The organism is Ruegeria sp. BG5 (genome assembly GCF_056538425.1).
Window position 1 is genome coordinate 79,642 of sequence record NZ_JBQFTC010000005.1, and the last position, 25,519, is coordinate 105,160.

General features: G+C 61.0%; 26 protein-coding genes. 20 read left to right on the forward strand and 6 right to left on the reverse strand.

Translation table 11 applies throughout. The features are described 5' to 3' along the window. Positions 1–48 precede the first annotated feature (48 nt). Both ACR0KX_RS15245 and ACR0KX_RS15250 read right to left on the reverse strand, forming a co-directional pair. Positions 49–873 carry a ChaN family lipoprotein gene (locus ACR0KX_RS15245; RefSeq protein ID WP_480708563.1) on the reverse strand — a complete coding sequence of 275 codons (825 nt, stop codon included), beginning with the start codon at positions 871–873 and terminating at the stop codon, positions 49–51. Then, positions 870–1,748, reverse strand: coding sequence for an RNA polymerase factor sigma-32 (locus ACR0KX_RS15250; protein WP_170455565.1), 879 nt, complete (start codon positions 1,746–1,748; stop codon positions 870–872). The genes ACR0KX_RS15245 and ACR0KX_RS15250 overlap by 4 nt, the downstream gene beginning before the upstream one ends. A 101-nt stretch (positions 1,749–1,849) precedes the next feature. Here ACR0KX_RS15250 and cobU point away from each other — a divergent pair, with 101 nt between their 5' ends. From cobU to ACR0KX_RS15270, 4 genes are read left to right on the forward strand one after another with little or no spacing between them, the layout of a single operon-like run. Then, entirely contained in the window at positions 1,850–2,371 is a 522-nt protein-coding gene (gene cobU / locus ACR0KX_RS15255) for a bifunctional adenosylcobinamide kinase/adenosylcobinamide-phosphate guanylyltransferase (RefSeq protein WP_170455567.1), read from the forward strand. Continuing rightward, the gene (locus tag ACR0KX_RS15260) at positions 2,368–2,946 is read left to right on the forward strand and encodes a histidine phosphatase family protein (RefSeq protein WP_170455569.1); all 579 of its coding nucleotides are present in this window, start codon (positions 2,368–2,370) and stop codon (positions 2,944–2,946) included. Before cobU ends, ACR0KX_RS15260 begins: the two co-directional genes overlap by 4 nt. Before the next feature lie 58 nt (positions 2,947–3,004). After that, entirely contained in the window at positions 3,005–3,889 is an 885-nt protein-coding gene (locus tag ACR0KX_RS15265; RefSeq protein ID WP_480708564.1) for a glutathione S-transferase N-terminal domain-containing protein, read from the forward strand. A 47-nt stretch (positions 3,890–3,936) separates the two neighbouring features. After that, a complete protein-coding gene (locus ACR0KX_RS15270; RefSeq protein WP_170623976.1) occupies positions 3,937–5,451 on the forward strand; it encodes a YifB family Mg chelatase-like AAA ATPase in 1,515 nt (504 codons plus the stop codon). Here the strand turns inward: ACR0KX_RS15270 and gshB are convergent. From gshB to rsmI, 3 genes are all read right to left on the reverse strand, one after another. Next, positions 5,448–6,380, reverse strand: a complete 933-nt coding sequence (gene gshB, locus ACR0KX_RS15275) for a glutathione synthase (protein WP_170623978.1) — start codon at positions 6,378–6,380, stop codon at positions 5,448–5,450. The genes ACR0KX_RS15270 and gshB overlap by 4 nt on opposite strands. Before the next feature lie 61 nt (positions 6,381–6,441). Then, positions 6,442–6,813 (reverse strand): YraN family protein, encoded by a 372-nt coding sequence (locus ACR0KX_RS15280; RefSeq protein ID WP_170455578.1) that lies wholly within the window; start codon positions 6,811–6,813, stop codon positions 6,442–6,444. A gap of 1 nt (position 6,814) precedes the next feature. Beyond that, complete coding sequence (gene rsmI / locus ACR0KX_RS15285) at positions 6,815–7,672, reverse strand: 16S rRNA (cytidine(1402)-2'-O)-methyltransferase (RefSeq protein WP_170623980.1); 858 nt, start codon at positions 7,670–7,672, stop codon at positions 6,815–6,817. Positions 7,673–7,760: 88 nt separating this feature from the next. Between rsmI and ACR0KX_RS15290 the strand changes: the two genes are divergently transcribed. From ACR0KX_RS15290 to murJ, 3 genes are read left to right on the forward strand one after another with little or no spacing between them, the layout of a single operon-like run. Beyond that, positions 7,761–8,933 carry a penicillin-binding protein activator gene (locus ACR0KX_RS15290; protein ID WP_170522305.1) on the forward strand — a complete coding sequence of 391 codons (1,173 nt, stop codon included), beginning with the start codon at positions 7,761–7,763 and terminating at the stop codon, positions 8,931–8,933. Next, positions 8,893–11,712, forward strand: a complete 2,820-nt coding sequence (locus ACR0KX_RS15295; RefSeq protein ID WP_170623982.1) for a [protein-PII] uridylyltransferase — start codon at positions 8,893–8,895, stop codon at positions 11,710–11,712. Before ACR0KX_RS15290 ends, ACR0KX_RS15295 begins: the two co-directional genes overlap by 41 nt. After that, on the forward strand, positions 11,709–13,250 hold the full coding sequence (gene murJ, locus ACR0KX_RS15300) for a murein biosynthesis integral membrane protein MurJ (RefSeq protein WP_480708565.1): 1,542 nt from the start codon (positions 11,709–11,711) through the stop codon (positions 13,248–13,250). Before ACR0KX_RS15295 ends, murJ begins: the two co-directional genes overlap by 4 nt. Here the strand turns inward: murJ and ACR0KX_RS15305 are convergent, their stop codons facing one another. Then, the gene (locus ACR0KX_RS15305; protein WP_480708566.1) at positions 13,251–13,937 is read right to left on the reverse strand and encodes a rhomboid family intramembrane serine protease; all 687 of its coding nucleotides are present in this window, start codon (positions 13,935–13,937) and stop codon (positions 13,251–13,253) included. Between the two features lie 88 nt (positions 13,938–14,025). Here ACR0KX_RS15305 and trpS point away from each other — a divergent pair, with 88 nt between their 5' ends. The 13 genes from trpS (at position 14,026) to ACR0KX_RS15370 (ending at position 25,518) form a co-directional block, all read left to right on the forward strand. Then, complete coding sequence (gene trpS, locus ACR0KX_RS15310; RefSeq protein WP_170623986.1) at positions 14,026–15,054, forward strand: tryptophan--tRNA ligase; 1,029 nt, start codon at positions 14,026–14,028, stop codon at positions 15,052–15,054. Positions 15,055–15,112: 58 nt separating this feature from the next. Next, entirely contained in the window at positions 15,113–15,976 is an 864-nt protein-coding gene (locus ACR0KX_RS15315) for a branched-chain amino acid aminotransferase (protein WP_170623988.1), read from the forward strand. Positions 15,977–16,053: 77 nt separating this feature from the next. After that, positions 16,054–16,509 carry a universal stress protein gene (locus ACR0KX_RS15320; protein WP_170455593.1) on the forward strand — a complete coding sequence of 152 codons (456 nt, stop codon included), beginning with the start codon at positions 16,054–16,056 and terminating at the stop codon, positions 16,507–16,509. A gap of 1 nt (position 16,510) precedes the next feature. Continuing rightward, positions 16,511–17,104, forward strand: a complete 594-nt coding sequence (locus ACR0KX_RS15325; RefSeq protein WP_170623990.1) for a 2-hydroxychromene-2-carboxylate isomerase — start codon at positions 16,511–16,513, stop codon at positions 17,102–17,104. A 69-nt stretch (positions 17,105–17,173) separates the two neighbouring features. After that, entirely contained in the window at positions 17,174–17,737 is a 564-nt protein-coding gene (locus ACR0KX_RS15330) for a NifU family protein (protein ID WP_170455597.1), read from the forward strand. Beyond that, positions 17,727–18,317: a tRNA (adenosine(37)-N6)-threonylcarbamoyltransferase complex dimerization subunit type 1 TsaB gene (gene tsaB, locus ACR0KX_RS15335; protein ID WP_480708567.1), complete on the forward strand. Its 591-nt coding sequence runs from the start codon at positions 17,727–17,729 to the stop codon at positions 18,315–18,317. Before ACR0KX_RS15330 ends, tsaB begins: the two co-directional genes overlap by 11 nt. Continuing rightward, a complete protein-coding gene (locus ACR0KX_RS15340) occupies positions 18,314–18,727 on the forward strand; it encodes a GNAT family N-acetyltransferase (protein ID WP_170623994.1) in 414 nt (137 codons plus the stop codon). Before tsaB ends, ACR0KX_RS15340 begins: the two co-directional genes overlap by 4 nt. Positions 18,728–18,888: 161 nt before the next feature. Beyond that, positions 18,889–19,887, forward strand: coding sequence for a BMP family ABC transporter substrate-binding protein (locus ACR0KX_RS15345; RefSeq protein ID WP_170455603.1), 999 nt, complete (start codon positions 18,889–18,891; stop codon positions 19,885–19,887). An 89-nt stretch (positions 19,888–19,976) separates the two neighbouring features. Continuing rightward, positions 19,977–21,506, forward strand: coding sequence for an ABC transporter ATP-binding protein (locus ACR0KX_RS15350; RefSeq protein ID WP_170623996.1), 1,530 nt, complete (start codon positions 19,977–19,979; stop codon positions 21,504–21,506). Position 21,507: 1 nt separating this feature from the next. Next, complete coding sequence (locus ACR0KX_RS15355; RefSeq protein ID WP_170455607.1) at positions 21,508–22,602, forward strand: ABC transporter permease; 1,095 nt, start codon at positions 21,508–21,510, stop codon at positions 22,600–22,602. Continuing rightward, entirely contained in the window at positions 22,602–23,570 is a 969-nt protein-coding gene (locus tag ACR0KX_RS15360; protein ID WP_170522285.1) for an ABC transporter permease, read from the forward strand. The genes ACR0KX_RS15355 and ACR0KX_RS15360 overlap by 1 nt, the downstream gene beginning before the upstream one ends. A 257-nt stretch (positions 23,571–23,827) precedes the next feature. Beyond that, positions 23,828–24,748, forward strand: coding sequence for a sulfite exporter TauE/SafE family protein (locus ACR0KX_RS15365; protein ID WP_170455612.1), 921 nt, complete (start codon positions 23,828–23,830; stop codon positions 24,746–24,748). Between the two features lie 2 nt (positions 24,749–24,750). Beyond that, positions 24,751–25,518 (forward strand): TIGR02186 family protein, encoded by a 768-nt coding sequence (locus tag ACR0KX_RS15370; protein ID WP_170455614.1) that lies wholly within the window; start codon positions 24,751–24,753, stop codon positions 25,516–25,518. Position 25,519 lies beyond the last annotated feature (1 nt).

Consider the following 25,519-nt stretch of genomic DNA (forward strand, 5'->3'; position numbering starts at 1 on the left):
TCCCGGTCGGCCCCGACATTAGGCAACGCCACCGCGTAGTTCCAGCGGTTAATTCTGGGTCTCGAACGCTTTGCAGGGGTCTTCGCGATCAACAGTCGGGCTGTCAATCACCGCGTCGAATGTGCCTTCGATTGCGCCATCCTCGGATTGGCCCAGCACAAAAACCTTCAACCCGGGCTGCATCCGCGACAGGAAGGTCGGAATGCCTCGGTCCTTGCGGGCATGGCCGTTGCCGGTGATCACCGCAACCGGCCCGCCGGTGTCTTCGATCGCCTGCAGGGTCGAGCGTGTCAGCACGGCGTCACGTAGGCGCTGTATTGCGACCATTTGCGGCAAGGCCTCTTCCGGAAGCTCGTCACAATGCGCGGCCAACTGGTCGGCTTCGCGCGCGGCCTGTTCGGCAGGTGGCAGTGGAACCGTCAGACCATATCGCGCCGCATCCGCGCCCAGCGCAGTTGCCGCGCCGCGCTCCATCGCAGCCCGCGCAGCGGTTCGCGGCACCATGGCGCCATAAACAGGCGCGTCCGATGCCTGAAAAACAGGGTAATACATGCTGAGCGGCGGCCAACCTGTTTCCGCCCAGCGCAGGATGCGGCCCAGTTCTTCGGGATCAGACACGGCCTTTTGCGCCAGCCTTTGTGCGCCTTCTTCGGTCACCATCTCCCACACAACAGCCGAGGGCGAGATGGCCTGGATCGCCTGGCTCTGAACCTGATGATGCCTGGGATTGTCGTGAACTTCGCCCAATATTACCACATCCGCCGACTGCATGTCGGCAATCATGTCGCGAGGGATCAACGCATCCGCCTGGCCCGGACGCGCCGAGACCATCATAACCATCAGTGCACAAAGCAGAATCGCAAGCCGTGTCATGCGATGAAGTGTTGCACCTCTCGCGACTGGGCTTCAAGGTTCTTGCGCATCTTCACAAATGCTGCGGCCTCAAGCTGGCGGACACGTTCCTTGGACAGCCCAAGCTCATCCCCCAGGCTTTCCAGCGTCCGCGCGGGTTCGCGCAGCTTGCGTTCGCGTACGATGAAACGCTCGCGGTCATTCAGCGCGTTCATGGCGGTCAACAACCACTCGCGCAGTTGTTCGGTGTCATGGTTGTGCGCAACCGTTTCTGCGGCCTGTTCCCGGTCGTCTTCCAGCGCATCGATCCATTCGCGCCCGTCCTCATCAACCGATTGCACCGCGTTCAGCGAGAAATCCGAACCTGACAGGCGGCCTTCCATCATCTCGACATCGCGCAGAGGCACACCGATTTCAGTGGCGATCATCTGGTGCAGTTGGTGCCGGTCCAGTTCCAGACCCTCGGTCGCCGCTTCGCGTTCCAACCGTGCCTGAACCCGACGCATGTTGAAGAACAGCGATTTCTGGGATGAGGTCGAGCCGGTGCGCACCATGGACCAATTGCGCATCACATAGTCCTGAATGCTGGCCTTGATCCACCAGACGGCATAGGTGGAAAAGCGCACGCCCCGGTCGGGGTCAAACTTGTCAGCGGCTTTCATCAGGCCCAGACCGGCCTCTTGGATCAAATCGTTCATCGGCGCGCCATAGCGCTTGAATTTTGCCGCCATCGAAATAGCTAACCGCATATAGGCGGTGATCAGTCGATGCAGAGCTTTTTCATCACGATCATCGCGCCAGGCATATGCCAACTTTAACTCGGTCTCTGCATCCAGCAATTCGGCCTTCATTGCCTGCCGGGACATCGAAAAGTCGGTCGCGTTGTCAAGTGCCATGAAACTCTCCCAATTATCGTATTCGATGGCCGGGCTTGCCTTGCCGACCTGTCGTCGATACGCAGAGCACAAGCAGGTGGATCACTAGAAAGGTAAGAATTGTGCTGCCCGATTTAACCTTTGTGCTGGGCGGGGCTGCTTCGGGCAAATCGGCTTTTGCCGAACAACTGGTTGTTTCATCGGGGAAAAGCCGCGTTTATCTGGCCACATCACAAGTGTTTGATGATGAAATGCGCCAAAAGGTCGATCAGCATATCGCCCAACGCGGCCCGGATTGGCTGACGGTCGAGGCACCTTTGGATTTGGCCCCGGTTTTGGCGGGATTGAAGGCGGATCAGATCTGCCTGATCGACTGCGCCACCATGTGGCTGACCAATCACCTGCTGGCCGAAACCGATCTGGCCACGGCGCAGGCTGACCTGCTGAACGCGCTGGGGCATTGCGCGGCGCAGATCGTCGTTGTGTCCAACGAGGTAGGTCATGGGATCGTACCCGAAAACGCTCTGGCCCGCCGCTTTCGCGAGGCGCAGGGTCGCTTGAACATCGCCCTGGCCGCTCGTGCCGATCTGGCGGTACAGGTGACGGCAGGCTTGCCGATGGTTCTGAAGGGGACATTGCCGTGACCCGGCTGCACCTTGTCCGCCATGGCCCGACCCATGCCAAAACCATGGTTGGCTGGTCCGATCTTCCGGCTGATCTGAGCGACACAGCCGCCCTGGAACGCCTGCATGACTACCTGCCGCCCGCGGCAATAGTCGTGTCCTCGGACCTGTCGCGCGCCTTAGAGACGGCAACAGCTATCCAAGGCACACGCCGCCGTTTGCCCCATCACCCGGACCTGCGCGAGATCAATTTCGGCGCGTGGGAATTGCGCGGCTTTGCCGAAATCGAGGCCGAAGACCCCGAACTGGCCTTCGCCTATTGGGACAACCCCGGCGACGTTCGCCCGCCACAAGGCGAAAGCTGGAACGAGGTGCGCGCGCGGGTCGATGGCGCGATTGACACCCTGATCGCCAATCACCGGGGCCACGATCTGGTCATCGTCGCCCATTTCGGTGTGATCCTGACACAGGTTCAGCGCGCGCTGGATCTGGACGCGCAACAGACCTTTGCGCACCGCATCGACAACCTGTCCGTGACCCATCTGGTATTTGACGGTCAGGCCTGGTCGGCTGGTGTAATCAATCACCTTCCGTGATCGGGCGGCGCACAAATCACTGATTTACCTGCGCGACGCGCTGCGTCATCGTCCCTTTATGACCTATGACCTTTTTATCGGCGACAGGCTGTTTTCCAGCTGGTCCATGCGCGGTTGGCTGATGCTGGAAAAGTTCGGCCTGCCCTATCGAACCCATATGATCGGCCTTTATTCCGGAACCATGGCGCAGGATATGGAGCCACTGTCTCCGGCCCGGCTTGTTCCCGCGATGCGCTTGCCCGAGGGAACAGTCGTGGGCGAAAGCCTCGCCATGGCCGAAACGCTGGCCGAACGTCACCCGGACGCCGGTTTATGGCCCAGTGACCCGGCGGAACGGGCCACGGCGCGTTGGTTATGCGCCGAGATGGTCGCCGGCTTCACCGCCCTGCGCGGCCAATGCGCGATGCAGTTGAAGCATGTCTGGCAGGGGTTCTCTCCATCTGAGGACACGCTGACTGATCTGGCGCGTATCGAAACACTCTGGGCCCACGCGCGCCGTATCTCGGGGGCCAAGGATGGACCGCTTTTTGGCGCGTATTCTCTGGCCGATGTGTTTTACACGCCGGTGGCGGCACGGATCATTGGCTACGGCCTGCCTGTATCCGAGGCCAATCGCGACTACTGCATCGAACTGCTGAGCGATACATCGGTACGCCAATGGCGCGCGATGGGGCTGACGGTTGAATATAAGCCATTTCCCTACGCTTTGGATTTGCCCATTGAGCCATGGCCAGTGGGCGGTGTTTCAACGGCCATGGCCGCCGAACCCGGCCCGTCAGTTAACACGATGTGCCCCTATTCCGGCAAACCGGTGACCGATTTTCTGGAGTTGGACGGACAACGCTGGGGTTTTTGCAATTCGTTCTGCCGCGACAAAACCGTGGCTGACCCCGAGGCATGGCCCAAATTCACCGCCATGCGTGCTGCCGTTAACGATTCCTAAACCGCAACCATGGCAGCAACGTCCTGTTAACCAAGAACAGGATCAACATGGTTGCCCGCGCTCATACCGTTGCTTTTCAGGGGGTCGAGGCCCGCCCGGTCGAGGTGCAATGCGCCGTATCGCCGGGCTTGCCTGCGTTCTCCATCGTCGGCCTGCCGGACAAGGCCGTGTCCGAGGCGCGCGACCGGGTCCGTAGCGCGCTTAGCGCCATGGCCATTGCCCTGCCGTCGAAGCGGATCACCATCAACCTCTCGCCCGCCGATCTGCCGAAAGAAGGCAGCCATTTCGACCTGCCCATCGCCGTCGCCCTGCTGTCGGCGCTGGAGATCATTCCGGCAGATGCCGCCGACGGCACAGTTGCCTTGGGTGAGTTGTCCTTGGATGGGTCTTTGGTGCCCGTGGTCGGCGCTTTGCCCGCCGCCATGACCGCCGCCTCCGAGGATCGCGCGCTGCTTTGCCCGCGCGCATCCAGCGCCGAGGCGGCATGGGTCGATGCTACTCAGGTGATCGGAGCCGGGTCTCTGGGCGACGTGGTCCGCCACTTCTCGGGCCAGTCTCCTCTGGCCGCGGCGCAACCGGGTGAGGTGAATCTGTCGCCCAGCGCCCGTGATCTGCGCGACGTGAAAGGGCAGGAACGTGCCAAACGTGCGCTTGAGATTGCCGCAGCCGGGCGGCACCACCTGATCATGATCGGAACGCCCGGCTCGGGCAAATCAATGCTGGCAGCACGCCTGCCCGGCATTCTGCCGCCCCTTACACCGGTCGAAGCGCTGGAGACGTCGATGATCCAGTCCCTCTGCGGGTTGCTGGACGAAGGCGGCATCAGCCGCGCGCGGCCCTTTCGCGAGCCGCACCACACAGCCTCGATGGCGGCGATTGTCGGCGGCGGCAAGGGCGCAAAACCGGGTGAGATTTCTCTGGCCCATAACGGGGTGTTGTTCATGGACGAGTTTCCCGAATTTCCCCGGACGGTACTGGAAACCCTGCGCCAACCAATTGAAACAGGCGAAGTGATGGTGGCGCGCGCCAATGCGCATGTGAAATATCCCTGCCGTTTCATGCTGGTCGCCGCAGCCAACCCCTGCAAATGCGGCTATCTGACCGATCCGTCCCGCGCGTGTTCCCGTGCGCCCGGATGCGGCGAGGATTATCTGAACCGTATTTCCGGCCCGTTGATGGACAGGTTTGATCTGCGGATTGAGGTTCCGCCTGTTGCCTTCACCGACCTTGATCTGCCGCCATCCGGCGATAGCTCGGCCACCGTCGCGACACGTGTGGAACAGGCGCGTCAGGTTCAGGCCACGCGCTACGCAGATACGCCATCCGTCCGCCAGAACGCGGATGTTGAAGGTAAATTGTTGGAAGAGGTCGCAGCCCCGGATCCCGAAGGCAAAGACCTGTTGCTGAAAGCCGCCGACCGGTTCGGCCTGTCGGCCCGCGCCTTTCACCGCATCCTGCGGGTTGCGCGAACCATCGCCGATCTGGACGGTGCGCCCGATATTCGCAGACCCCATGTGGCCGAGGCGCTGAGTTTTCGCATCAGCGCCAGGGTGATGGCCTAGATTTTGGCCTCAATCGCCTGCCAGATCTTTTCGGCGATGTTCTCGCCGTTAAACCGCTCCAGCTCCTGAATACCAGTGGGCGAGGTCACATTGATCTCGGTCAGGTAGTCGCCAATGACGTCGATCCCGACAAAAATCTGGCCCTTTTCTTTCAGAATTGGACCTATGGCGGCGCAAATCTCGAGATCGCGTTCGCTCAACCCGATCTTCTCGGGCCGTCCACCCACATGCATGTTCGAACGCGTCTCGCCTTCGGCCGGGACACGATTGATCGCGCCCACCGCTTCCCCATCGACCAGGATCACGCGCTTGTCGCCGTTTTTGACATCAGGCAGGAATTTCTGAACGATCAGAGGCTCGCGCGAGAAGCCCGAGAACAGCTCATGCAGGGACGTGAGATTGCGATCGTTGGCATCAAGCCGGAACACGCCTGCTCCGCCATTGCCATAAAGGGGTTTCAGGATGACATCCTTATGCTTGTCCTTGAACGCCTTGATGGTGCGCAGATCCCGCGCAATCGTGGTCGGTGGCATCAGATCGGGGAAATCCAGGATCAGCAGTTTTTCGGGGAAGTTGCGAACCCAAAACGGGTCATTGACCACCAGAACCTGACCTTTCAGGCGATCCAGCAGATGGGTCGACGTGATGTAATGCATGTCGAACGGCGGGTCCTGTCGCAGCCAGATGACGTCGAACTCGGCCAGATCGACCTCACGTTCCGGTCCAAGCACCGCCGGATCTCCGGGCACACGCTGCACCGTCATGTCCTGACCGCGCGCGGTGATCCGGCCTTCCTGATAGGCCAATTGGTCCGCGCCGTAGAAGAACAGCTGGTGCCCGCGGGCCTGCGCCTCTTCCGCAAGGCGGAAAGAGCTGTCGGCATTGATGTCCACGGCCCCGATCGGGTCCATTTGAAAGGCGATTTTCATGGCATGTCCCTCAACTTCATGCCAGATACATGGCGCAGCAGGCCGAGGGGTTCAATGGGGCTTAGGCCTGTCCAAACGCGTTTTCGATGATTTGGACCGCACCCGAGCGATCAACCAATGCCGCGTCGAACCGCACATTCGTTAGCTGCCCGCCAGGTTCGTTTTCCAGAAACTGCGCAGCCGAGGCGCAAATCCGTTCCGTTTGCCGCCGTGTGATACGGGCCGCGGCCATGTCAAAACTGGCGCTTTTCTTTACCTCGATGAAGACCAGCCCATCGCTATCGCGTGCAATCAGATCAATTTCACCCCCGGCACCGCGCCAACGGCGATGTGCGATGGAAAAGCCACGGCGTTCGTAATCTGTAGCGACGCGCAGTTCCGCCGCCTGACCCGCGTGATAGGACACTGATCCCCGAACCGAACGCTGTGCCATGTCATCCCTTTCCCAATTTCAGGGCCTTCTGGTAGATCGGACGCCGGGGCAGATCATACATCTGCGACACCAGATCCGCGGCATCCCGAACCGAATGCGTCTGCAAGGCCTGTTTCAAAGCCTCTTCTACGTCAGACTCGTTAACACTTTGCGAATGGCTGCGATCCACCAGCAAGACAACCTCGCCCTTCACGGTCTGACCCTGATAGGCCTGCGCCAGTTCGCCCAGCGTACCGCGCTTGATTTCTTCGAATTTCTTCGTCAGTTCCCGGCACAAAGCGGCCTGACGATCTGCGCCCAGAACGTCGGACAGATCGGACAGGCTGCTGGCGACGCGTTTGGGCGATTCGTAAAACACCAGCGTTCCGGGAATATCACGCAGGGCTTCGATTCGGCTGCGCCGAGCACCGGACGCATTCGGCAGAAAGCCTGCAAAAAAGAACGCATCCGTTGGCAAACCCGCCAGCGTAAGGGCCGCCAAAGCCGCAGACGGCCCTGGTGCACAGGTCACTGTATATCCGGCCTCGGCCGCTTGCCGCCCAAGATCATAGCCCGGATCGGCGATCAGTGGCATTCCGGCTTCGGACGCGTAAGCAACCGACTGCCCCTGTGCCAGCGCGTCCATAATCTTGCCGCGCGCGCCCGCGCCGCTGTGATCGTGATAGGCGTGGACTCGGCGACCATCCAGCGGGATGCCATGGATCTCCATCAATCGGCGCAGGCTGCGGGTGTCTTCCGCCGCGATCACGTCCGCCGATGCCAGAATATCCAGTGCTCTGAGCGTAATGTCGCGCGCGGTTCCGATCGGAGTGGCAACAAAATACAGGCCCGCAGCCAATCTGATCTTTTGGAAATTCAAAGCTGGACCCTCACAGCATGACGTTTATTATCGCGGCTCGATAGAATAGCAGCGCCCGTCGCCGCCGGATCAGGGAGTTTTCTTTTAGATGTTTACCGTTTGCAAGCCCGTTAGCAAGCTGGCGAAGGCCGCTGCTGCCCTGGCCACCGTGGCGTTTCTGGCTGCCTGTGACGTCGGCGGTTTGGGCGGTGGGCCATCGATCAACACGTCGAAACCTGTCCCGGTCGCCCTGCTGGTTCCAAGCGGGTCAGGTCAGGCGGGAGACGCCGCACTGGCGCGCAGCCTTGAGAACGCCGCGCGGCTGGCGATGAACGATCTTCCGAATGTTCAGATCGACCTGCGGGTCTATGACACTGCCGGAAACGCGGGCACCGCATCCGTTGTTGCGCAGCAGGCCGTGTCGGACGGGGCCAAGATCATCATCGGACCGGTCTACGCACAAGCGGCCAACGCGGCCGGGCTGGCTGTGCTGAACAACAACGTCAATGTTCTGTCCTTTTCGAACAACACCAGCATCGCGGGCGGTAATGTCTACGTGCTTGGCCCCACATTCCAGAACACTGCAAACCGGTTGGTGAACTATGCAGGCTCGCAAGGTAAAACCGGCACCGTAATTGTGCACAGCAATGACGCGGCGGGCCAGTTGGGCCAGTCGGCCATTGCCAATGCGCTGAACTCCAGCCCGGTCAACAACGCGGGCACTGTGGGCTATGACCGCTCGCAACAAGGGGTGATCAACGCGGTTCCCACCGTCAAGGCAACTGTGGATTCGTCGGGCGCGGACTCGGTGTTCCTGACAGCAACAACGGCCGGAGCATTGCCCCTGTTCACCCAGCTTCTGCCAGAGGCAGGCGTCTCGCCGGCCACGACGCAATTCATCGGCCTGACCCGCTGGGACATCCCGCCGCAAACGCTGGAACTGCCGGGCGTTCAGGGCGGTTGGTTCGCCCTGCCGGACCCGTCCAAGGCACAAGCCTACCGCCAGCGCTATAACGCGACCTACGGCGAGGCCCCGCATCCTATCAGTGGGTTGGCCTATGACGGCATCGCGGCCATCGGCGCACTGGTCTCGCAAGGCAAATCCGACGCGCTGACCGGGGCGGCCCTGACACAGAACGCCGGTTTCCAGGGCGTCGGCGGCATCTTCCGTCTGCGTCCGAACGGCACCAACGAACGCGGTCTGGCCGTCGCCACGATCCAGAACAAACAGGTGGTTGTGATTGACCCTGCCCCACAAAGCTTCTCTGGCGCCGGTTTCTGATCGACCCGGTCTGGTTGCCGCGCCCGACACCGTGCTAATCTGCCCCGCCGAGGATATTTTCGACAGCGCCAGTGTGACTGAACAACTGGCGTCTGCATTTGAAACCTGCGCGGACAATGCCGCGATCCGTTCGGAAACCGTGCGAATCCTGCGGGATGCGCAGAAGACCGGTCGCAAGGCCATTGCGGATGCGTTTGCGGCGCGCCCGTTTGATGCGCGGCCCCTGACCCGATCCTATACCCACCTGACCGATCAACTGGTCGGCACGGCGATGCGCGTGTCCAGCGAGCGTCTGCACCCGCTGGCCAACCCGACGCAAGGCGAGCGGATCGCCGTTCTGGCCGTTGGCGGATATGGGCGGGGCGAAATGGCCCCTGCCTCGGATGTCGATCTGCTGTTTCTGACGCCTTACAAGATCACCGCCTGGGCCGAGAGCGTGATTGAATCCATGCTCTACATCCTGTGGGATTTGCGGCTGAAGGTGGGACATTCCTCGCGCACCATTAAAGACTGCCTGCGGTTGGGAGCCGAAGATTTCACCATCCGCACCGCGATGCTGGAGCAGCGCTATCTGGCCGGTGACACGGCCCTGGCGGAGGAGTTGGACGACAAGCTGAAATCCGACCTGTTCAAAGGGACCGAGCGCGAGTTCATCGAGGCCAAACTAAAGGAACGCGACGAACGCCACCTGAAACAGGGCCAGCGCTATATGGTCGAACCCAATGTCAAAGAAGGCAAGGGCGGGCTGCGCGACCTGCAATCGCTGTATTGGATCGCCAAATACATCTACGGCGTTCAGGATGTGGCCGAGCTTGTGCCGCTGGGTCTGTTCACGCCCGAAGAGTTCAAAACCTTTGTCGAGGCCGAGGATTTCCTGTGGGCCGTGCGCTCTCATCTGCATCTGGTCACGGGGCGTGCGACGGAACAGCTGACCTTTGACATGCAGGTCGAGGTCGCGGCGCGAATGGGCTACGAAGACAGGGCCGGTCGGCGCGGTGTCGAGGTGTTCATGCAGCGCTATTTCCGCGAGGCGACGCGCGTGGGCGAGCTGACGCGGATCTTCCTGACCAAGCTGGAAGCCGCGCATGTGAAAGGTGCCCCATTGCTTGAACGGATCTTCCGGCGTCGTCCGAGGGTCAAGCAGGGCTACAGCGTTGTGCACGGGCGTCTGAACATCGCCGATCCGGAGGCGTTTCTGGCCGACAAGGTGAACCTGCTGCGCCTGTTCGAGGAAGGGTTGCGGACCGGCATGTTGATCCATCCCGACGCAATGCTGCTGGTAACAGCCAACCTGCATCTGATCGACGAGGACATGCGCAACGACAAAGAAGCGCGGCGCATTTTCCTGGACCTGATGCTGAAACACGGCAACCCGGAACGGGCCTTGCGGCGGATGAACGAACTGGGCGTGCTATCGGCCTTCCTGCCCGAGTTCGAGCCCATCGTCGCGATGATGCAGTTCAACATGTATCACAGCTATACGGTGGACGAGCATACCATTCAGTGCATCGTGAACCTGGCCCAGATCGAGCGCGAAGAGTTGATGGAGTCCTTGCCTCTGGCCTCTTCGATCCTGAAAGGTGGCGTCAACCGCAAGGTTCTGTATGTGGCCTTGCTGCTGCACGATATCGCCAAGGGGCGGCCCGAGGATCACTCGATCCTGGGGGCGCAGATCGCGCGCAAGGTGGCCCCCCGGCTTGGGTTGAACAAGGGGGATTCCGAGACGGTCGAATGGCTGGTGCGCTATCACCTGCTGATGTCCGACATGGCGCAGAAACGCGATATTTCAGATCCGCGCACTGTGAGGGACTTTGCCAAAGCCGTGCAGACGGTCAAGCGGCTGGATTTGCTGACCGTGCTTACGGTCTGCGACATTCGCGGCGTCGGCCCGACCACCTGGAACAACTGGAAAGCCACCCTGTTGCGGGCCCTGCATGCCGAAACCAAACGCGCGCTTGAGACCGGGATGGAGGACCTGAACCGCGCCAATCGCGGGACCGAGGCCAAAAAGGCGCTGCGCGCCCAGCTTGCGGATTGGTCCAAGGCCGACCTCAAGGTCGAAACCGGGCGGCACTACGCACCCTATTGGCAGGGTCTGAACGTGGCGACCCATGTGGAGTTTGCGGACATGCTGCGCGCGCTGGATCGCAGCGGTGATCCGGGCGAAGTCGAAATCCGTCTGCACCCGGACGAGGATCGCGACGCGACCCGCGCCTGCTTTGCCATGGGCGACCACCCCGGTATCTTTGCGCGGATTGCGGGCGCTCTGGCGCTGGTCGGGGCCAACGTGGTGGATGCGCGCAGCTATACGACCAAGGACGGCTACGTCACCGACGCATTCTGGATACAAGATGCCGAGGGCCACCCATTCGAGGCCGCGCGCCTGCCGCGTCTGACGCAGATGATCCACAAGACCCTGAAGGGCGAGGTTGTCGCCCGCGAGGCGCTGAAATCCCGCGACAAGATCAAGAAACGCGAGCGCGCGTTCAACGTGCCGACCCATATCACCTTCGACAATGACGGGTCCGAGATTTACACGATCATCGAGGTTGATACCCGCGACCGGCCCGGCTTGCTCTATGATCTGACGCGGACGCTAGCGGCGGCCAATGTCTATATCGCCAACGCCGTGATCGCGACCTATGGCGAACAGGTGGTGGATACCTTCTATGTCAAGGATATGTTCGGGCTGAAATACCACTCGGAAAGCAAGCAGCGCGGGCTTGAGGCCAAGCTGCGCACCGCCATCACCGAAGGCGCCGAGCGCGCGGCCTCATGAAGCAGATCCGGCTGTTTTCGGGCTTTTTCACGGTTGGGTTCTGGACTCTGGCCAGCCGCATTCTGGGCTTTCTGCGAGAGATTCTGCTGACCGCCTATATCGGCCCGGGGCCGGTGATGGACGCCTTTGTGGCGGCCTTCCGCCTGCCCAATATGTTCCGACGGTTTTTCGCCGAAGGGGCGTTCAACGCGGCCTTTGTCCCGATGTTTTCCAAACGTCTTGAAGGCGGTGAAAACGCCGAAGGGTTCGCACAGGATGCATTCAACCTGCTTGGCGCAGCCGTGCTGGTTCTGGTCGGTCTGGCAATGGTATTCATGCCGGGCCTTGTGTGGCTGACGGCCGAAGGGTTCTATGGCGATGAGAGGTTCGATCTGGCCGTCGATTACGGCTACGTCGTCTTTCCCTACATCCTGTTCATGTCATTGGCGGCCTTGTTTTCGGGCGTGCTGAATGCGACGGGCCGCTTTGCAGCTGCCGCTGCCGCGCCCGTTTTGCTGAACATCTTTGCGTGCTCGGCGCTTATCTTTGGCGCGATATCCGGCGGTGAGGTCATTCGCTGGCTCATTACCGTGATCCCTGTCGCCGGCGTCGCTCAACTGGCTCTGGTCTGGGTCGCGACCGAGCGCGCGGGTATCCGTATACGCGTGGGCCTGCCGTGCCTGACACCCGAAATGCGCAACATGGTCCGCATTGCGATCCCTGCTGCGTTGGCTATGGGGGTTACACAGGTCAATCTGGTTGTGGGGCAATTGGTGGCGTCCAAGACCGAGAAAGCCGTCAGTTGGCTATTTGCCGCGGATCGTCTGTATCAATTGCCTCTGGGCGTTGTCGGGATTGCCATCGGCATTGTCTTGCTGCCCGACCTGTCCCGCCGTCTGCGCGCCGACGACAAGGAAGGTGCGCGCAACGCCTTCTCGCGCGCGGGCGAGTTCATGTTGCTGCTCACGCTGCCCTCGACCGTGGCGTTTCTGATCATCCCGATACCCTTGGTTTCAGTTCTGTTCGAGCGCGGCCAGTTCAGCGCCGAGGATACCGCCGCCACAGCGCTCGCCGTGGCGATCTACGGCGTCGGGCTTCCGGCCTTCATGCTGCAGAAACTGCTGCAACCGCTGTATTTCGCGCGCGAGGATACGAAATCCCCCTTCCGCTATGCTGTCGTTGCCGTGATCATCAATGCGGCTTTGGCCTTTGGTCTTTATCCTGTGGTCGGATGGATCGCACCCGCCATTGCGGCCTCAGCCGCCGGGTGGGCGATGGTCGCGCTGCTCGCAGTCGGCGCGCGGCGCATGGGGGACGAAGCGCGGTTTGATGACCGGTTCAAGCTGCGCGCATGGCGGATCGTTGCGGCCTCGGTCGGAATGGGCGTGGTGCTGGGTGCAGCCATTTACCTGTTCGGCTGGGCCTTTGCGCTGGCGGGCTGGCGCTATCTCGCGTTACTGGCGCTGATCGTCGTGGCGGCGGTTGCGTATTTCGTGCTTGGCCATTCGTTGGGCGCATTCAAACTGTCCGAGTTCAAGCGCGCCCTGCGCCGGTCCTGATCAATCGCGCCGGATGCGGCCCTTGATCCGGGCCCAACCGCCCGGAGCCAGAAAGAACGACAGCCCGAACCCGGTGGCAAACCCACCCAGATCGGCCACCCAATCGGACGTCCCGCCAAACAGCAGCCCAAAGAGCAGTTGAATACCTATCAGCACGGCGATCAACTGGAAAGCCCGCGCCTGATTTTCGCCGACCAGAGACAGCTTGCGCCACAACAGCCATGTAAAGGCCCCGATCAATCCGTAAACCGGTGGGAAGCCTCCGACCAGCGGATATGAAGGATCAAGGATCAACGCATAGGCCAGCGCGCCACCCACGCCCGACAGCACAAAGATCAGCAGCATCGGAAAACCGCCAAAAACCTCTCCGACCAACTTGCCCATGGCCAGCACGAAGACGCAGACAAACACCGCTTGGGTGAAATTGGCCGAGACAAAGGGATAGGTCACGAAACGGATGACATGCTCGAACGGCCAGCGACCGTTCAGCACCATCCAGTCGAAAATATCCGCCGAGAACGCGTAACTCTGCAGCGCATCCAACCGCCAGCCTACGGCACCCGGCCCTCCGGCCAGCCCGCGCGCGCCCAGCGTGAAGGCCAGTTCGATCCCGATGATGAACAGAACCAGCGCCACCACGACGGGCGGCAGGGGGTTCACGGCGGGTGTGTAATGCTCACTGCTCATATTGGGCGGGCCTTTCGCGGCTGTTGACGTCCCTGACCCTCATGGGTAAGCGACGAGGGCTGATTTTTCCAGACGGGAGTTCCCTTCGATGACCCAGACCCAATTCACGCCGCGCGTGTTTTCCGGCATCCAGCCTTCGGGCGGGCTGACCCTGGGCAATTATCTGGGCGCGATGAAGCGCTTTGTGGACATGCAGGGGCCAGAGTTCGAAACCATCTATTGCATGGTCGACCTGCACGCGATCACCACATGGCAGGACCCCGCTGCGCTGTCCCACAACACCCGCGAGCTATGCGCCGGGTTCATCGCTGCGGGCATTGATCCGGAACAGTCGATCCTGTTCAACCAAAGTCAGGTGCCTGAGCACGCGCAGCTTGGCTGGATCTTCAACTGTGTCGCCCGGATGGGTTGGATGCAGCGGATGACTCAGTGGAAGGACAAGGCGGGCAAAAACCAGCAGAATGCCTCGCTGGGTCTGTTCGCCTACCCGTCGCTGATGGCTGCCGACATTCTGATCTATCACGCGACCCATGTTCCGGTGGGCGAGGACCAGAAGCAGCATCTGGAACTGACACGCGACATTGCGATCAAGTTCAACAACGATTTCGGCGTGGATTTCTTCCCCATTACCGAACCGGTGATCGAAGGCGCGGCCACGCGGGTCATGAGCCTGCGCGACGGGTCCAAGAAGATGTCCAAATCCGATCCATCGGATATGAGCCGGATCAACATGACCGACGATGCCGACACGATCGCCAAGAAAATCCGCAAGGCCAAGACGGACCCGGATGCGCTGCCGTCAGAACCCGATGGTCTGGAAGACCGCCCCGAGGCGCGCAATCTGGTGAACATCTACGCCGCTCTTGCGGATCAAAGCGCGGAACAGGTGCTGTCGGAGGTGGGCGGCAAACAGTTCGGTGAGTTCAAACCGATGCTGGCCGAACTGGCGGTCGAGAAACTGTCGCCGATCTCGTCCGAGATGGCGCGGCTGATGAACGATCAGGCCGAGATCGACCGCATTCTGGCACGTGGCGCTGAACGCGCGCGCGAAATCACCGCGCCGATCCTGCGCCAGACCTACGACATTGTGGGTATGGTCGGCGCAGCATCGCGCTGATTACACTGGACCTTCGCCTGACGCCCTCCTAGGTTTGCCCAAAGCTTGGGAGGGCGTCATGGCAACGGGCAAGAATATCCGCACCTATTTCGAAGGCCAATGGCACGATGGGGACGCTCCGATCATGCGTGCCGCCGACCATGGCGCGTGGCTGGGCTCGTCAGTGTTTGACGGGGCGCGGTATTTCGAAGGCATGGCCCCGGATCTTCTGGCCCATTGCGCCCGCGTGAACCGCTCGGCTGAGGCGCTGATGCTGACGCCAACGGTGACGCCAGAACAGATGGTCGATCTGGTGCGCGACGGGCTGCAGGCCTACGGCCCGGACACAGGCGTCTATATTCGCCCGATGTATTGGGGGATCGATGGTGACGCCACTGCCATTGTTCCAAAGGAAAACAGCACCGGTTTCGCAATTTGCCTGGAAGAGATTCCGATGGCGCCCGAGACGGCCTCGGCCACCTTGACAACCACGCGCTTTCGCAGGCCGGTTCTGGAATCTGCCGTTGTGCATGCCAAGGCCGGATGCCTTTATCCCAACAACGCCCGCATGCTGCAGGAGGCGCGCTCCAAAGGGTTCTCGAACGCGCTGGTTGCGGACGCGATGGGCAATGTGGCCGAGACCGCAACCGCCAATATCTTCATGGTCCGGGACGGAGAGGTCTTTACCCCGATCCCCAACGGCACCTTTTTGGCCGGGATCACCCGCGCGCGTCACATCAAGAACCTGCGCGCCGATGGAGTTATCGTGCACGAAACGATTCTGGGCTTTGACGATTTCCATCAGGCGGATGAGGTGTTCATGTCCGGGAACATGAACAAGGTAACGCCGGTAACCGCGCTGGACGACACGCAATTTCAGATTGGCCCTATTGCCCGCCGCGCCCGTGGTCTTTATTGGGATTGGGCTGCCAGCGAACGCTAGCTGAATATGTGGACATTGCCCGAGTTGCCAGCGCGCAATCGGTCGGGCATCATCCCCCAAAAAGAATGAGGACACCCATGCGCAAGTTCCTGGTCGTACTGGATGACAGCCGTGAATGCCTGAATGCTATGCGCTTTGCCGCAATGCGCGCGGCCCACACCGGCGGCGGCGTCACGATCCTGTCGGTCATCCCGCCCGACGAGTTTAACCACTGGATCGGTGTGGCCGAGGTCATGCGCGAAGAAGCGCGCGAGCGTATTCATGCGCATTACGAAGTGTTCGCCAAGTGGATGCGCGACAAACAAAACGTCGAGCCGGAACTGGCGATCCGCGAAGGCGATCCGGTGCCTCAGATCATCGAGCATGTTCAGTCCGACCCCGAAATCGGCGTGCTGGTTCTGGGGGCAGGCACCGACAAAAAGGGGCCCGGCCCGCTGGTTACCCAGTTGACGAAGAACTCGGGAAGCCTGCCGATCCCGATCACAATCGTGCCCGGCGATCTGAGCAAGGAAAAGCTGGAAGAAATCACCTGATATGGGGGCGAGCGTCGAGTTCTGGTTCGAATTCGCCTCGACCTATTCCTATCTCAGCGCCATGCGCATCGAACAGGTCGCCACCGCCAAGGGCGTGACCGTGAACTGGCAGCCTTTCTTGCTGGGGCCGATCTTTGCCGATCAGGGCTGGACCACGTCGCCGTTCAACCTCTATGCCGCCAAAGGCCGCTATATGTGGCGGGATATGGAGCGGTTATGCGATGCGCGCGACTTGCCGTTTCAACGCCCGGACCCGTTCCCGCAGAACGGCCTGAATACGGCACGTTTGGTTCTGGCCATCGACGGAACGGATCAAAAGGCGCGTTTTGTCCGCGCCGTCTACAGCGCCCAGTTTGGTGAGGGACGCGACATTTCGGATCAAGGGACTCTGCTGGACTGTCTGCGCGATGCGGGTCTGCCGTCTGATCTGTTGCAGCGAACGGCGGACCCGGACGTCAAGGCCGCGCTGTTTCAGCAAACGGATCGGGCCAAGGCGGCAGGTATCTTTGGAGCGCCCAGCTTTCTGGTCGGGGATGAGCTGTTCTGGGGCGATGACCGGCTGGATCAGGCGCTGGACTACGCCGCCTCAATTTAGAATAGTTCCAAATCTTGACTTCCCCGACTGCGACGCGCATATCAAAGACACCTTAGACGGAGCTGTCCCATGTTCATTCAGACCGAATCCACCCCTAACCCGGCCACATTGAAGTTTTTGCCCGGCCAGACGGTGCTTGAGGCGGGAACAGCCGATTTTCCAACCGCTGAAGCGGGTGAGAAATCCCCTCTGGCCAAGCGCATCTTCGGCGTTGACGGCGTGACCGGCGTGTTCTTTGGGAACGACTTTGTCACCGTGACCAAATCGGATGACGTGCAGTGGGACCACATCAAGCCCGCCATCCTTGGCGCGGTGATGGAACATTACCAGTCCGGTCAACCCGTAATGGGAGCGGACGCAACAACGGCATCCGGTCATGCGGAACATACCGGTGAGGATGCGGAAGTCGTCAACCAGATCAAAGAGTTGCTGGACAGCCGTGTGCGCCCCGCAGTGGCACAGGATGGTGGTGACATCACCTTCCACGGCTTTGACCGGGGCGTGGTTTACCTGCATATGCAGGGCGCTTGCGCCGGGTGCCCCTCGTCCACACTGACCCTGAAAATGGGTATCGAGAACCTGCTGCGCCACTACATCCCCGAAGTGACCGAGGTTCGTCCGGTTGCCGTCTGACCCGACAATACTGGCATTTGACACATCGGCCGCGCATTGCGCGGCCGCTTTGCTGCGAGGCGGACAGATCGTCGTATCCGTGGCCGAGGCCATGTCACGCGGACAGGCCGAACGGCTGATGCCCCTGCTGGAAGAGGTGTTGGCACAGGCTGGCTGTAGCTGGGCCAACTTGGACGCCATCGGAGTCGGCGTCGGACCGGGAAAATTCACCGGCATTCGGATCTCGGTTTCTGCGGCACGGGGGCTGGCTTTGGGCCTGAACGTCCCTGCTGTGGGTGTATCTGGCTTTGACGCATTGCGCGACATTGCCCCGGACACCCATATCCCCGCCATCCCGGCACCGCGCGATCAGGTCTATGTGCAGACGGCTGTCTTACCCGCACGCCTGATACCGCTGGACGAGGCCAAGGTATTGGGGCCGCTCTACTTCTGCCCCGACCCGGCAGCGCAGGCGCAAGCCATTGCGCGGGTTGCAGCACGTCGATGGGACACCGAAACCCTACCGCCTGCGCCTTTATACGTCCGCCCCGCCGATGCGGCACCGTCCAGCGACACACCTCCGGTCTTGCTGGACGAATGACACCTCGGGATCTGGCCGCAACACATGCCGCCGCTTTCACCCAATCCCGTCCTTGGACGGCGTCCGAGTTCGCTGACCTGCTGGCCAACCCGTTCACCCACTGCATCGGAACGCCCAAAGCCTTCGCCCTGTTTCAGGTGATTGCGGATGAGGCGGAGTTGCTGACCATCGCGACTCACCCCAGCCATCAACGGCAGGGGCTGGGCCTGCAATGCATGAACGACTGGCACGCAAAGGCCGCGCAACTGGGCGCGATACGGGCGTTTCTGGACGTAGCCGCCGACAATCGGCCCGCAATCGCGCTATACCATCGCTGCGGATACCGGGTGTGTGGTCAGCGCAAGGGCTACTACCGCCGAGAAAACGGGCCAAACTGCGACGCAATTGTCATGGAATGCGCCCTGCCCTGACGGTAAGTGGCAATTTTCGGACCAAACGGTCAAAAATCTATTGACCCCACCTGTTGCAAACATCCTTAATTCCCGCCATCACAACAGTTATGCTCGCTCTGAGTGGGTAATCGGGGCTATCCTTGGCCTTGGACCAACGACAAAAACAACGGGAGTAAGAAATGACCCTCATGAAATCTCTGATGGGTGCCGCTGCGGCGGTCGCACTGACAGCTGGCGCAGCCCTGGCCGAACCGGCGCTGATCTTTGACCTGGGTGGCAAGTTTGACAAGTCGTTCAACGAAGCCGCACATAACGGCGCACAGCGTTGGGCAGATCAAACCGGCAAAACCTACCGCGAGATCGAGCTTCAGTCGGAAGCCCAGCGCGAACAGGCCCTGCGCCGCTTTGCCGAAGCCGGTGCCAACCCGATCATCACCATGGGCTTTGCCATGGCCGATCCGCTGGCCGCTGTTGCCGGTGATTACCCGGACACCAAGTTTGTTGCGGTTGACGTAACCTGGCTGGAGGCTCCGAATATCCGTCAGATCGGTTTTGCGGAACATGAAGGATCGTATCTGGTCGGCATGATGGCAGCGATGGCGTCCCAGTCGGGCACCGTTGGCTTTATCGGCGGCATGGACATCCCGCTGATTCGCCACTTTGGCTGCGGTTACGCCCAAGGTGCCAAGGCCGTGAACCCGGATATCGAAGTTGTCGCCAACATGACCGGCACCACCCCCGCGGCATGGAACGACCCGGTGAAGGGTTCGGAACTGACCAAGGCGCAGATCAGTCAGGGCGCTGACGTGATCTATGCGGCCGCAGGCGGCACCGGCGTTGGTGTTCTGCAAACCGCAGCCGACGAAGGCATCCTGTCGATCGGCGTGGACAGCAACCAGAACCACCTGCATCCGGGCAAAGTGCTGACCTCGATGCTCAAGCGCGTGGATGTTGCCGTTTATGACGCCATGAAGGCGGGTGAAGACCTGCAAACCGGTGTCTTCTCGATGGGTCTGGCCGAAGAAGGCGTTGGCGTCGCAATGGACGAAAACAACGCAGAGCTGGTCACCGAAGAAATGAGCTCGGCCATCGAAAGCGCACGGCGCGACATTATCGACGGCAATGTCTCGGTTGTCAGCTACTACGAGAACGACAGCTGCCCGGCACTGCAATTCTAAAACCCATGCGGGGCGGAGGGTCTCTTTCGCCTCGCTTTTTCCTTCTGCCGCGCCGGTTGCGCGGTCCCTTCGGCAATTGAGGACACGACATGACCGTCCCCGCCATTGAGCTCAAAGGGATTTCCAAAGCCTTTGGGCCGGTTCAGGCCAACAAAGACATTTCCATCAGCGTCGCCCCCGGTACGATCCATGGGATTATCGGTGAAAACGGTGCGGGCAAATCCACGCTGATGAGCATCCTCTACGGGTTTTACAAAGCCGACAAAGGCGAGATCTGGATCAACGGCACCAAGACCGAGATTCCGGACAGTCAGGCGGCGATTGCCTCGGGCATCGGGATGGTGTTCCAGCATTTCAAGCTGGTCGAAAACTTCACCGTTCTGGAAAACATCGTTCTGGGGGCCGAGGATGGCGGCATGCTGGCGCCGTCGCTGGCCAAGGCGCGTAAGGAACTGAAAGCGCTAGAAGAAGAGTACGAGCTGTTCGTGGACCCCGACAAACGCATCGACGAGATCGGTGTGGGCATGCAACAGCGGGTCGAGATCCTCAAGGCGCTGTACCGCCGGGCCGAGATTCTGATTCTCGACGAACCCACCGGCGTTCTGACGCCGTCCGAGGCGGACCAGCTGTTCCGCATCCTCGACCGGCTGCGGGCCGAGGGGAAAACGATCATCGTGATTACCCATAAGCTGCGCGAGATCATGGAGAACACCGATACCGTTTCGGTCATGCGGCGCGGGCAGATGACGGCCACCGTCAAGACGTCCGAGACCAGCCCCGAAGAACTGGCCGAGCTGATGGTGGGCCGCAAGGTTCTGCTGCAGGTCGATAAAGTGCCTGCAAAGCCGGGCAAACCGATTCTGGAGATCGAAAACCTGCAAGTCTTTGACAGCGCCGGTGTTGAGCGGGTCAAAGGGATCGACCTGACCGTCCGGGCGGGCGAGATTGTGGGCATTGCCGGTGTCGCGGGCAATGGTCAGTCTGAACTGCTGGAGGTTCTGGGCGGGATGCGCCCAGGTCAGGGCTCGATCAAGCTGAACGGCGTGCCGCTGCCGCTCAGCGGGGCGGGGTCGGATGGACAGGCGCGGCGCGCGCAGCACATTGCCCATGTGCCCGAAGATCGGCAGCGCGAAGGTCTGATCATGGACTTCCACGCGTGGGAAAACGTGGCCTTCGGCTATCACCGCGACCCGGCTTACAAGCGTGGCATCTTCATGGACAACGCCGCCCTGCGCGCCGATACCGAAGCGAAGATCGAGAAATTCGATGTCCGCCCACCGAATGGCTGGCTGACGGCCAAAAGCTTTTCGGGGGGGAACCAGCAAAAGATCGTCGTCGCGCGCGAGATTGAGCGCAATCCCGACCTGCTGCTGGTCGGCCAGCCGACCCGAGGTGTCGATATTGGCGCGATCGAGTTCATTCACAAACAGATCGTCGCCCTGCGCGATCAGGGCAAGGCCATCCTGCTGGTTTCGGTCGAGTTGGAGGAAATCTTCTCACTGTCCGACCGGATCGCAGTGATGTTTGACGGACATATCATGGGCGAACGTCTGCCCGCCGAGACGGATGAAAAAGAACTGGGCCTGCTGATGGCCGGTGTTGCGGGAGAGGCCGCGTAACATGGATAAAATGCCCAAATGGGCCGATGTCGTGCTGATCCCGGTGATCAGCCTTCTACTGGCCGCAATCCTTTCGGCGCTGGTCATTCTGGCCATCGGAGAAAACCCGGTCGAGGCCGTGAACCTGATGGTCACCGGCGCGCTGGGATCGACCTATGGCTGGGGCTATACGCTATACTACGCCACCAACTTCATGTTCACCGGATTGGCCGTGGCCGTCGCGTTCCACGCGCGGATGTTCAATATCGGGGGCGAAGGTCAGGCAATGCTGGGCGGGCTTGGCGTTGCCATGGTCTGCCTTTATGTCCCCTGGCCGCATTGGAGCATTGCCCTGCTGGCCGCCTGTGCCGCCTCGATGCTGTTTGGCGCGGCATGGGCCGCGATCCCGGCCTATCTGCAAGCCAAGCGCGGCAGCCATATCGTGATCACAACGATCATGTTCAACTTCATCGCCGCTGCCTTCCTGAACTACATGCTGGTCAATGTGATGCGCCCACAGGGCTCGCAAGACCCGGCGACCGCGCGCTTCCCCGAGGCGGTCCACCTGCCGACTTTCCAGTCGATGTTCTCAACCGCCGAGAATGTGATGTTCCGGGGGGCGCCTGCCAATATCTCGTTCTTCGTGGCGATTCTGGCCTGTGTGATCGTCTGGGCCCTGATCTGGCGCACAAGGCTGGGCTATGAAATCCGCGCCTATGGCCATTCGGAAACCGGGGCCGTTTATGCCGGTATCTCGCCTGTGCGCATCACCATCATCGCTATGCTGATCTCGGGCGCGCTGGCGGGTCTGATGGCAATCAACAACGTGATGGGTGAGGCGGAACGGCTGGTTCTCAACTCGACCGAAGGCGCGGGCTTTATTGGCATCGCGGTGGCCCTGATGGGCCGGTCGCACCCGTTCGGCGTGTTCCTTGCGGCGCTGCTGTTCGGCTTCCTGTATCAGGGCGGCGCAGAACTGGCGCTGTGGACCTCGATCCCGCGGGAACTGATCGTCGTCATTCAGGCGCTGGTCATCCTGTTCACCGGGGCGCTCGACAACATGGTTCGCATGCCGCTTGAAAAGCTGTTCCTGGGTCTGCGGAAGGGGGCTGAGTGATGGAATTCTTCGTTACCCTCATCCAGGTCCTCGATTCGACCATCCGTCTGGCCACGCCGCTGCTGCTGGCTTGTCTGGCCGGGCTTTATTCGGAACGCGCGGGTATCTTCGACATCGGGCTTGAGGGCAAGATGCTGATGTCAGCCTTTTTCTCGGCCGCCGTCGCTGCCGTAACCGGTTCGGTCTGGCTGGGCCTTTTGGCAGGGATCGGCGCGTCGCTGGTCTTGTCGGCGCTGCACGGGGTGGCCTCGATCACCTTCCGGGGCAATCAGCTGATCTCGGGCGTTGCCATCAACTTTCTGGCCTCGGGCCTGACCGTACTGATCGCCCAAAGCTGGTTCCAGCAGGGCGGACGCACCCCGTCCCTGTTTGGGCAAGGCCGGTTCGAGCCTATCGAGTTTCCCTTTGCCGAAGCGCTGAGCGGTGTGCCAATTCTCGGCCCGATTTACTCCGAGCTGCTGTCGGGCCATTCGATTCTGGTTTACATCGCCTTTCTGATGGTACCGCTGACCTGGTGGATCCTGTATCGCACCCGGTTCGGTTTGCGCCTGCGGGCGGTGGGTGAAAACCCGGCGGCGGTGGATACGGCTGGCGTCTCAGTGGTCGGTCTGCGCTTTGCCGCTGTGGCCATTTGTGGCGTGCTCTGCGGTATTGCAGGGGCGTATCTGGCGACCGCGCTGCAGGCCGGGTTCGTCAAAGAGATGACCGCCGGCCGGGGCTTCATTGCGCTGGCCGCACTGATCTTCGCGAAATGGCGCCCGTGGCATGCCATGTGGGCCTGTCTGCTGTTCGGCCTGCTGCAAGCTGTTGCGCTGCGGTTCCAGAATATCGATCTGGGCGGCGTGGTGATTCCCGTTCAGGTGATGGACGCCCTGCCCTATATCCTGACCGTCGTCATTCTGGCCGGGTTCGTAGGCAAGGCGGTACCGCCCCGCGCGGGTGGTGAGCCCTATGTAAAGGAACGCTGATAAGTCCAGTTTCGAGACAATTCTGGGTCCTGTTTGCTGCAGAGCGGCATGCACAGTTGATTTTGCATGCCGCAACCGCTCTAAAAGGGTATGTGCGTGTTTCCTTTGCCAGACAGCAGCGTGACCAGGGGTCTACAGATCACCTCGATACGCTGCCAGGCTGTCACGGAAACGTACGAATTCCGGTGTTTAACCATCCCAATTGATCGCGGCTTTGTCGCATTGAACTGGCCCCATTCGCCCGACTAGAAGACAACATGCAGATCTATCTTCCCATCGCCGAAGTCTCCGTGAATGCCTTTCTTCTGTTAGGGCTGGGCGGGATGGTCGGCATCCTGTCCGGAATGTTCGGTGTTGGGGGCGGCTTTCTGATGACGCCCCTGCTGTTCTTCATCGGCATCCCGCCTGCCGTCGCGGTTGCGACCGAAGCCAACCAGATCGTTGCCTCGTCCTTCTCGGGCGTGCTGGCGCATTTCCGACGAAAGACGGTCGATCTGAAGATGGGCACGGTGCTTTTAACGGGCGGCCTGATAGGCGCGGCCCTGGGTGTGGTGATTTTCAACTACCTCAAGGGGCTGGGTCAGGTCGATCTGCTGGTCACCTTGTGCTACGTCGTGTTTCTGGGCGTTATCGGCAGCCTGATGTTCGTCGAAAGCCTGCGCGCGCTTCGGCGCGTAAAAAAGGGCAACGCCACCCCTGCCAAGCGCAGACAGCGCGGCTGGGTGCATGCGTTGCCGTTCAAAATGCGCTTTCGGACCTCGGGCCTTTATATCTCGGTCATTCCGCCGGTTCTGGTCGGACTGTGCGTGGGCGTTCTGTCAGCGATCATGGGCGTCGGCGGCGGTTTCATCATGGTGCCCGCGATGATCTACCTGCTGGGCATGCCGACCAAGGTCGTGGTCGGCACCTCGCTGTTCCAGATCATCTTTGTCACCGCCTTCACCACCATGCTGCACGCCACCACCAACTACACCGTTGACGTGGTATTGGCGGTGCTTTTGCTGGTCGGAGGCGTCATCGGCGCGCAGATCGGCACCGTAATCGGCGCGCGTATGCCGGCCGAGCAACTGCGTGTTCTGCTGGCCGCGCTGGTTCTGGTCGTCTGCGGCAAGCTGGCGCTGGACCTGCTACTGGAACCGACCGAGCTGTTCTCGCTTGGCGACAGCGGAGGGCACTGAGAATGTTGCGCCCTCTGATCGCCGCTTTGTGCCTGTTGTGCCTGCCCGCCGCCGCAGCCGAGGAACAGGTTGTTCTGGGTCTCAGCCAGGACCGTGTTGCCATCACCGCCAATTTTGACGGCTCCGAGATCCTGATCTTCGGCGCCATCAAGCGCGAGGCCCCGATCCCCGAAGGGCCCCCGCTTGAGGTCATCGTGTCCGTCGCAGGCCCGTCCGAACCGATCACGGTGCGGCGCAAGGAACGCAGGTTCGGTATCTGGGTCAACACCGACAGCGTTCTGGTCGATCTTGCCCCCAGCTTCTATGCCGTCGCCACAAGCGCGCCGTTTGACGAGATCATCACCGACACCGAAGACCTGCGCTATCGCATTTCCATCGAACGGGCGATCCGCTCGGTCGGGGCGGCGATGCATATTCGGGGCGCTCAGGAATTTGCCGATGCGGTGGTGCGGATTCGCGAAAACGAAGACCTGTATTCGATTCGGGAAAACACGGTCGCGGTGGACGAACAAACCCTGTTTCGCACCTCGATCGCGATGCCCGCAGACCTGACCGAAGGCGATTATGTGGCGCGGATTTACCTGACCCGGGGGGGTGAGGTTGTCTCGCAATACGAAACCACCATTGACGTGCGCAAGGTGGGGCTGGAGCGGTTTCTGTACAACATGTCCCGCCAGCAGCCTGTTCTTTACGGCCTGATGTCGCTGGTCATCGCCATTGCTGCGGGTTGGGGCGCATCAACCGCCTTCCGTCTGCTGCGCGAAAAGTAAC

Excerpts from the sequence above, each read along its gene's own strand:
- ACR0KX_RS15245 (WP_480708563.1), bottom strand. The coding sequence starts at position 873 with ATGACACGGCTTGCGATTCTGCTTTGTGCACTGATGGTTATGATGGTC.
- ACR0KX_RS15250 (WP_170455565.1), bottom strand. The coding sequence starts at position 1,748 with ATGGCACTTGACAACGCGACCGACTTTTCGATGTCCCGGCAGGCAATG.
- ACR0KX_RS15265 (WP_480708564.1), top strand. The coding sequence starts at position 3,005 with ATGACCTATGACCTTTTTATCGGCGACAGGCTGTTTTCCAGCTGGTCC.
- ACR0KX_RS15270 (WP_170623976.1), top strand. The coding sequence starts at position 3,937 with ATGGTTGCCCGCGCTCATACCGTTGCTTTTCAGGGGGTCGAGGCCCGC.
- gshB (WP_170623978.1), bottom strand. The coding sequence starts at position 6,380 with ATGAAAATCGCCTTTCAAATGGACCCGATCGGGGCCGTGGACATCAAT.
- ACR0KX_RS15280 (WP_170455578.1), bottom strand. The coding sequence starts at position 6,813 with ATGGCACAGCGTTCGGTTCGGGGATCAGTGTCCTATCACGCGGGTCAG.
- ACR0KX_RS15290 (WP_170522305.1), top strand. The coding sequence starts at position 7,761 with ATGTTTACCGTTTGCAAGCCCGTTAGCAAGCTGGCGAAGGCCGCTGCT.
- murJ (WP_480708565.1), top strand. The coding sequence starts at position 11,709 with ATGAAGCAGATCCGGCTGTTTTCGGGCTTTTTCACGGTTGGGTTCTGG.
- ACR0KX_RS15305 (WP_480708566.1), bottom strand. The coding sequence starts at position 13,937 with ATGAGCAGTGAGCATTACACACCCGCCGTGAACCCCCTGCCGCCCGTC.
- trpS (WP_170623986.1), top strand. The coding sequence starts at position 14,026 with ATGACCCAGACCCAATTCACGCCGCGCGTGTTTTCCGGCATCCAGCCT.
- ACR0KX_RS15315 (WP_170623988.1), top strand. The coding sequence starts at position 15,113 with ATGGCAACGGGCAAGAATATCCGCACCTATTTCGAAGGCCAATGGCAC.
- ACR0KX_RS15320 (WP_170455593.1), top strand. The coding sequence starts at position 16,054 with ATGCGCAAGTTCCTGGTCGTACTGGATGACAGCCGTGAATGCCTGAAT.
- ACR0KX_RS15325 (WP_170623990.1), top strand. The coding sequence starts at position 16,511 with ATGGGGGCGAGCGTCGAGTTCTGGTTCGAATTCGCCTCGACCTATTCC.
- ACR0KX_RS15330 (WP_170455597.1), top strand. The coding sequence starts at position 17,174 with ATGTTCATTCAGACCGAATCCACCCCTAACCCGGCCACATTGAAGTTT.
- ACR0KX_RS15340 (WP_170623994.1), top strand. The coding sequence starts at position 18,314 with ATGACACCTCGGGATCTGGCCGCAACACATGCCGCCGCTTTCACCCAA.
- ACR0KX_RS15345 (WP_170455603.1), top strand. The coding sequence starts at position 18,889 with ATGACCCTCATGAAATCTCTGATGGGTGCCGCTGCGGCGGTCGCACTG.
- ACR0KX_RS15350 (WP_170623996.1), top strand. The coding sequence starts at position 19,977 with ATGACCGTCCCCGCCATTGAGCTCAAAGGGATTTCCAAAGCCTTTGGG.
- ACR0KX_RS15355 (WP_170455607.1), top strand. The coding sequence starts at position 21,508 with ATGGATAAAATGCCCAAATGGGCCGATGTCGTGCTGATCCCGGTGATC.
- ACR0KX_RS15360 (WP_170522285.1), top strand. The coding sequence starts at position 22,602 with ATGGAATTCTTCGTTACCCTCATCCAGGTCCTCGATTCGACCATCCGT.
- ACR0KX_RS15365 (WP_170455612.1), top strand. The coding sequence starts at position 23,828 with ATGCAGATCTATCTTCCCATCGCCGAAGTCTCCGTGAATGCCTTTCTT.
- ACR0KX_RS15370 (WP_170455614.1), top strand. The coding sequence starts at position 24,751 with ATGTTGCGCCCTCTGATCGCCGCTTTGTGCCTGTTGTGCCTGCCCGCC.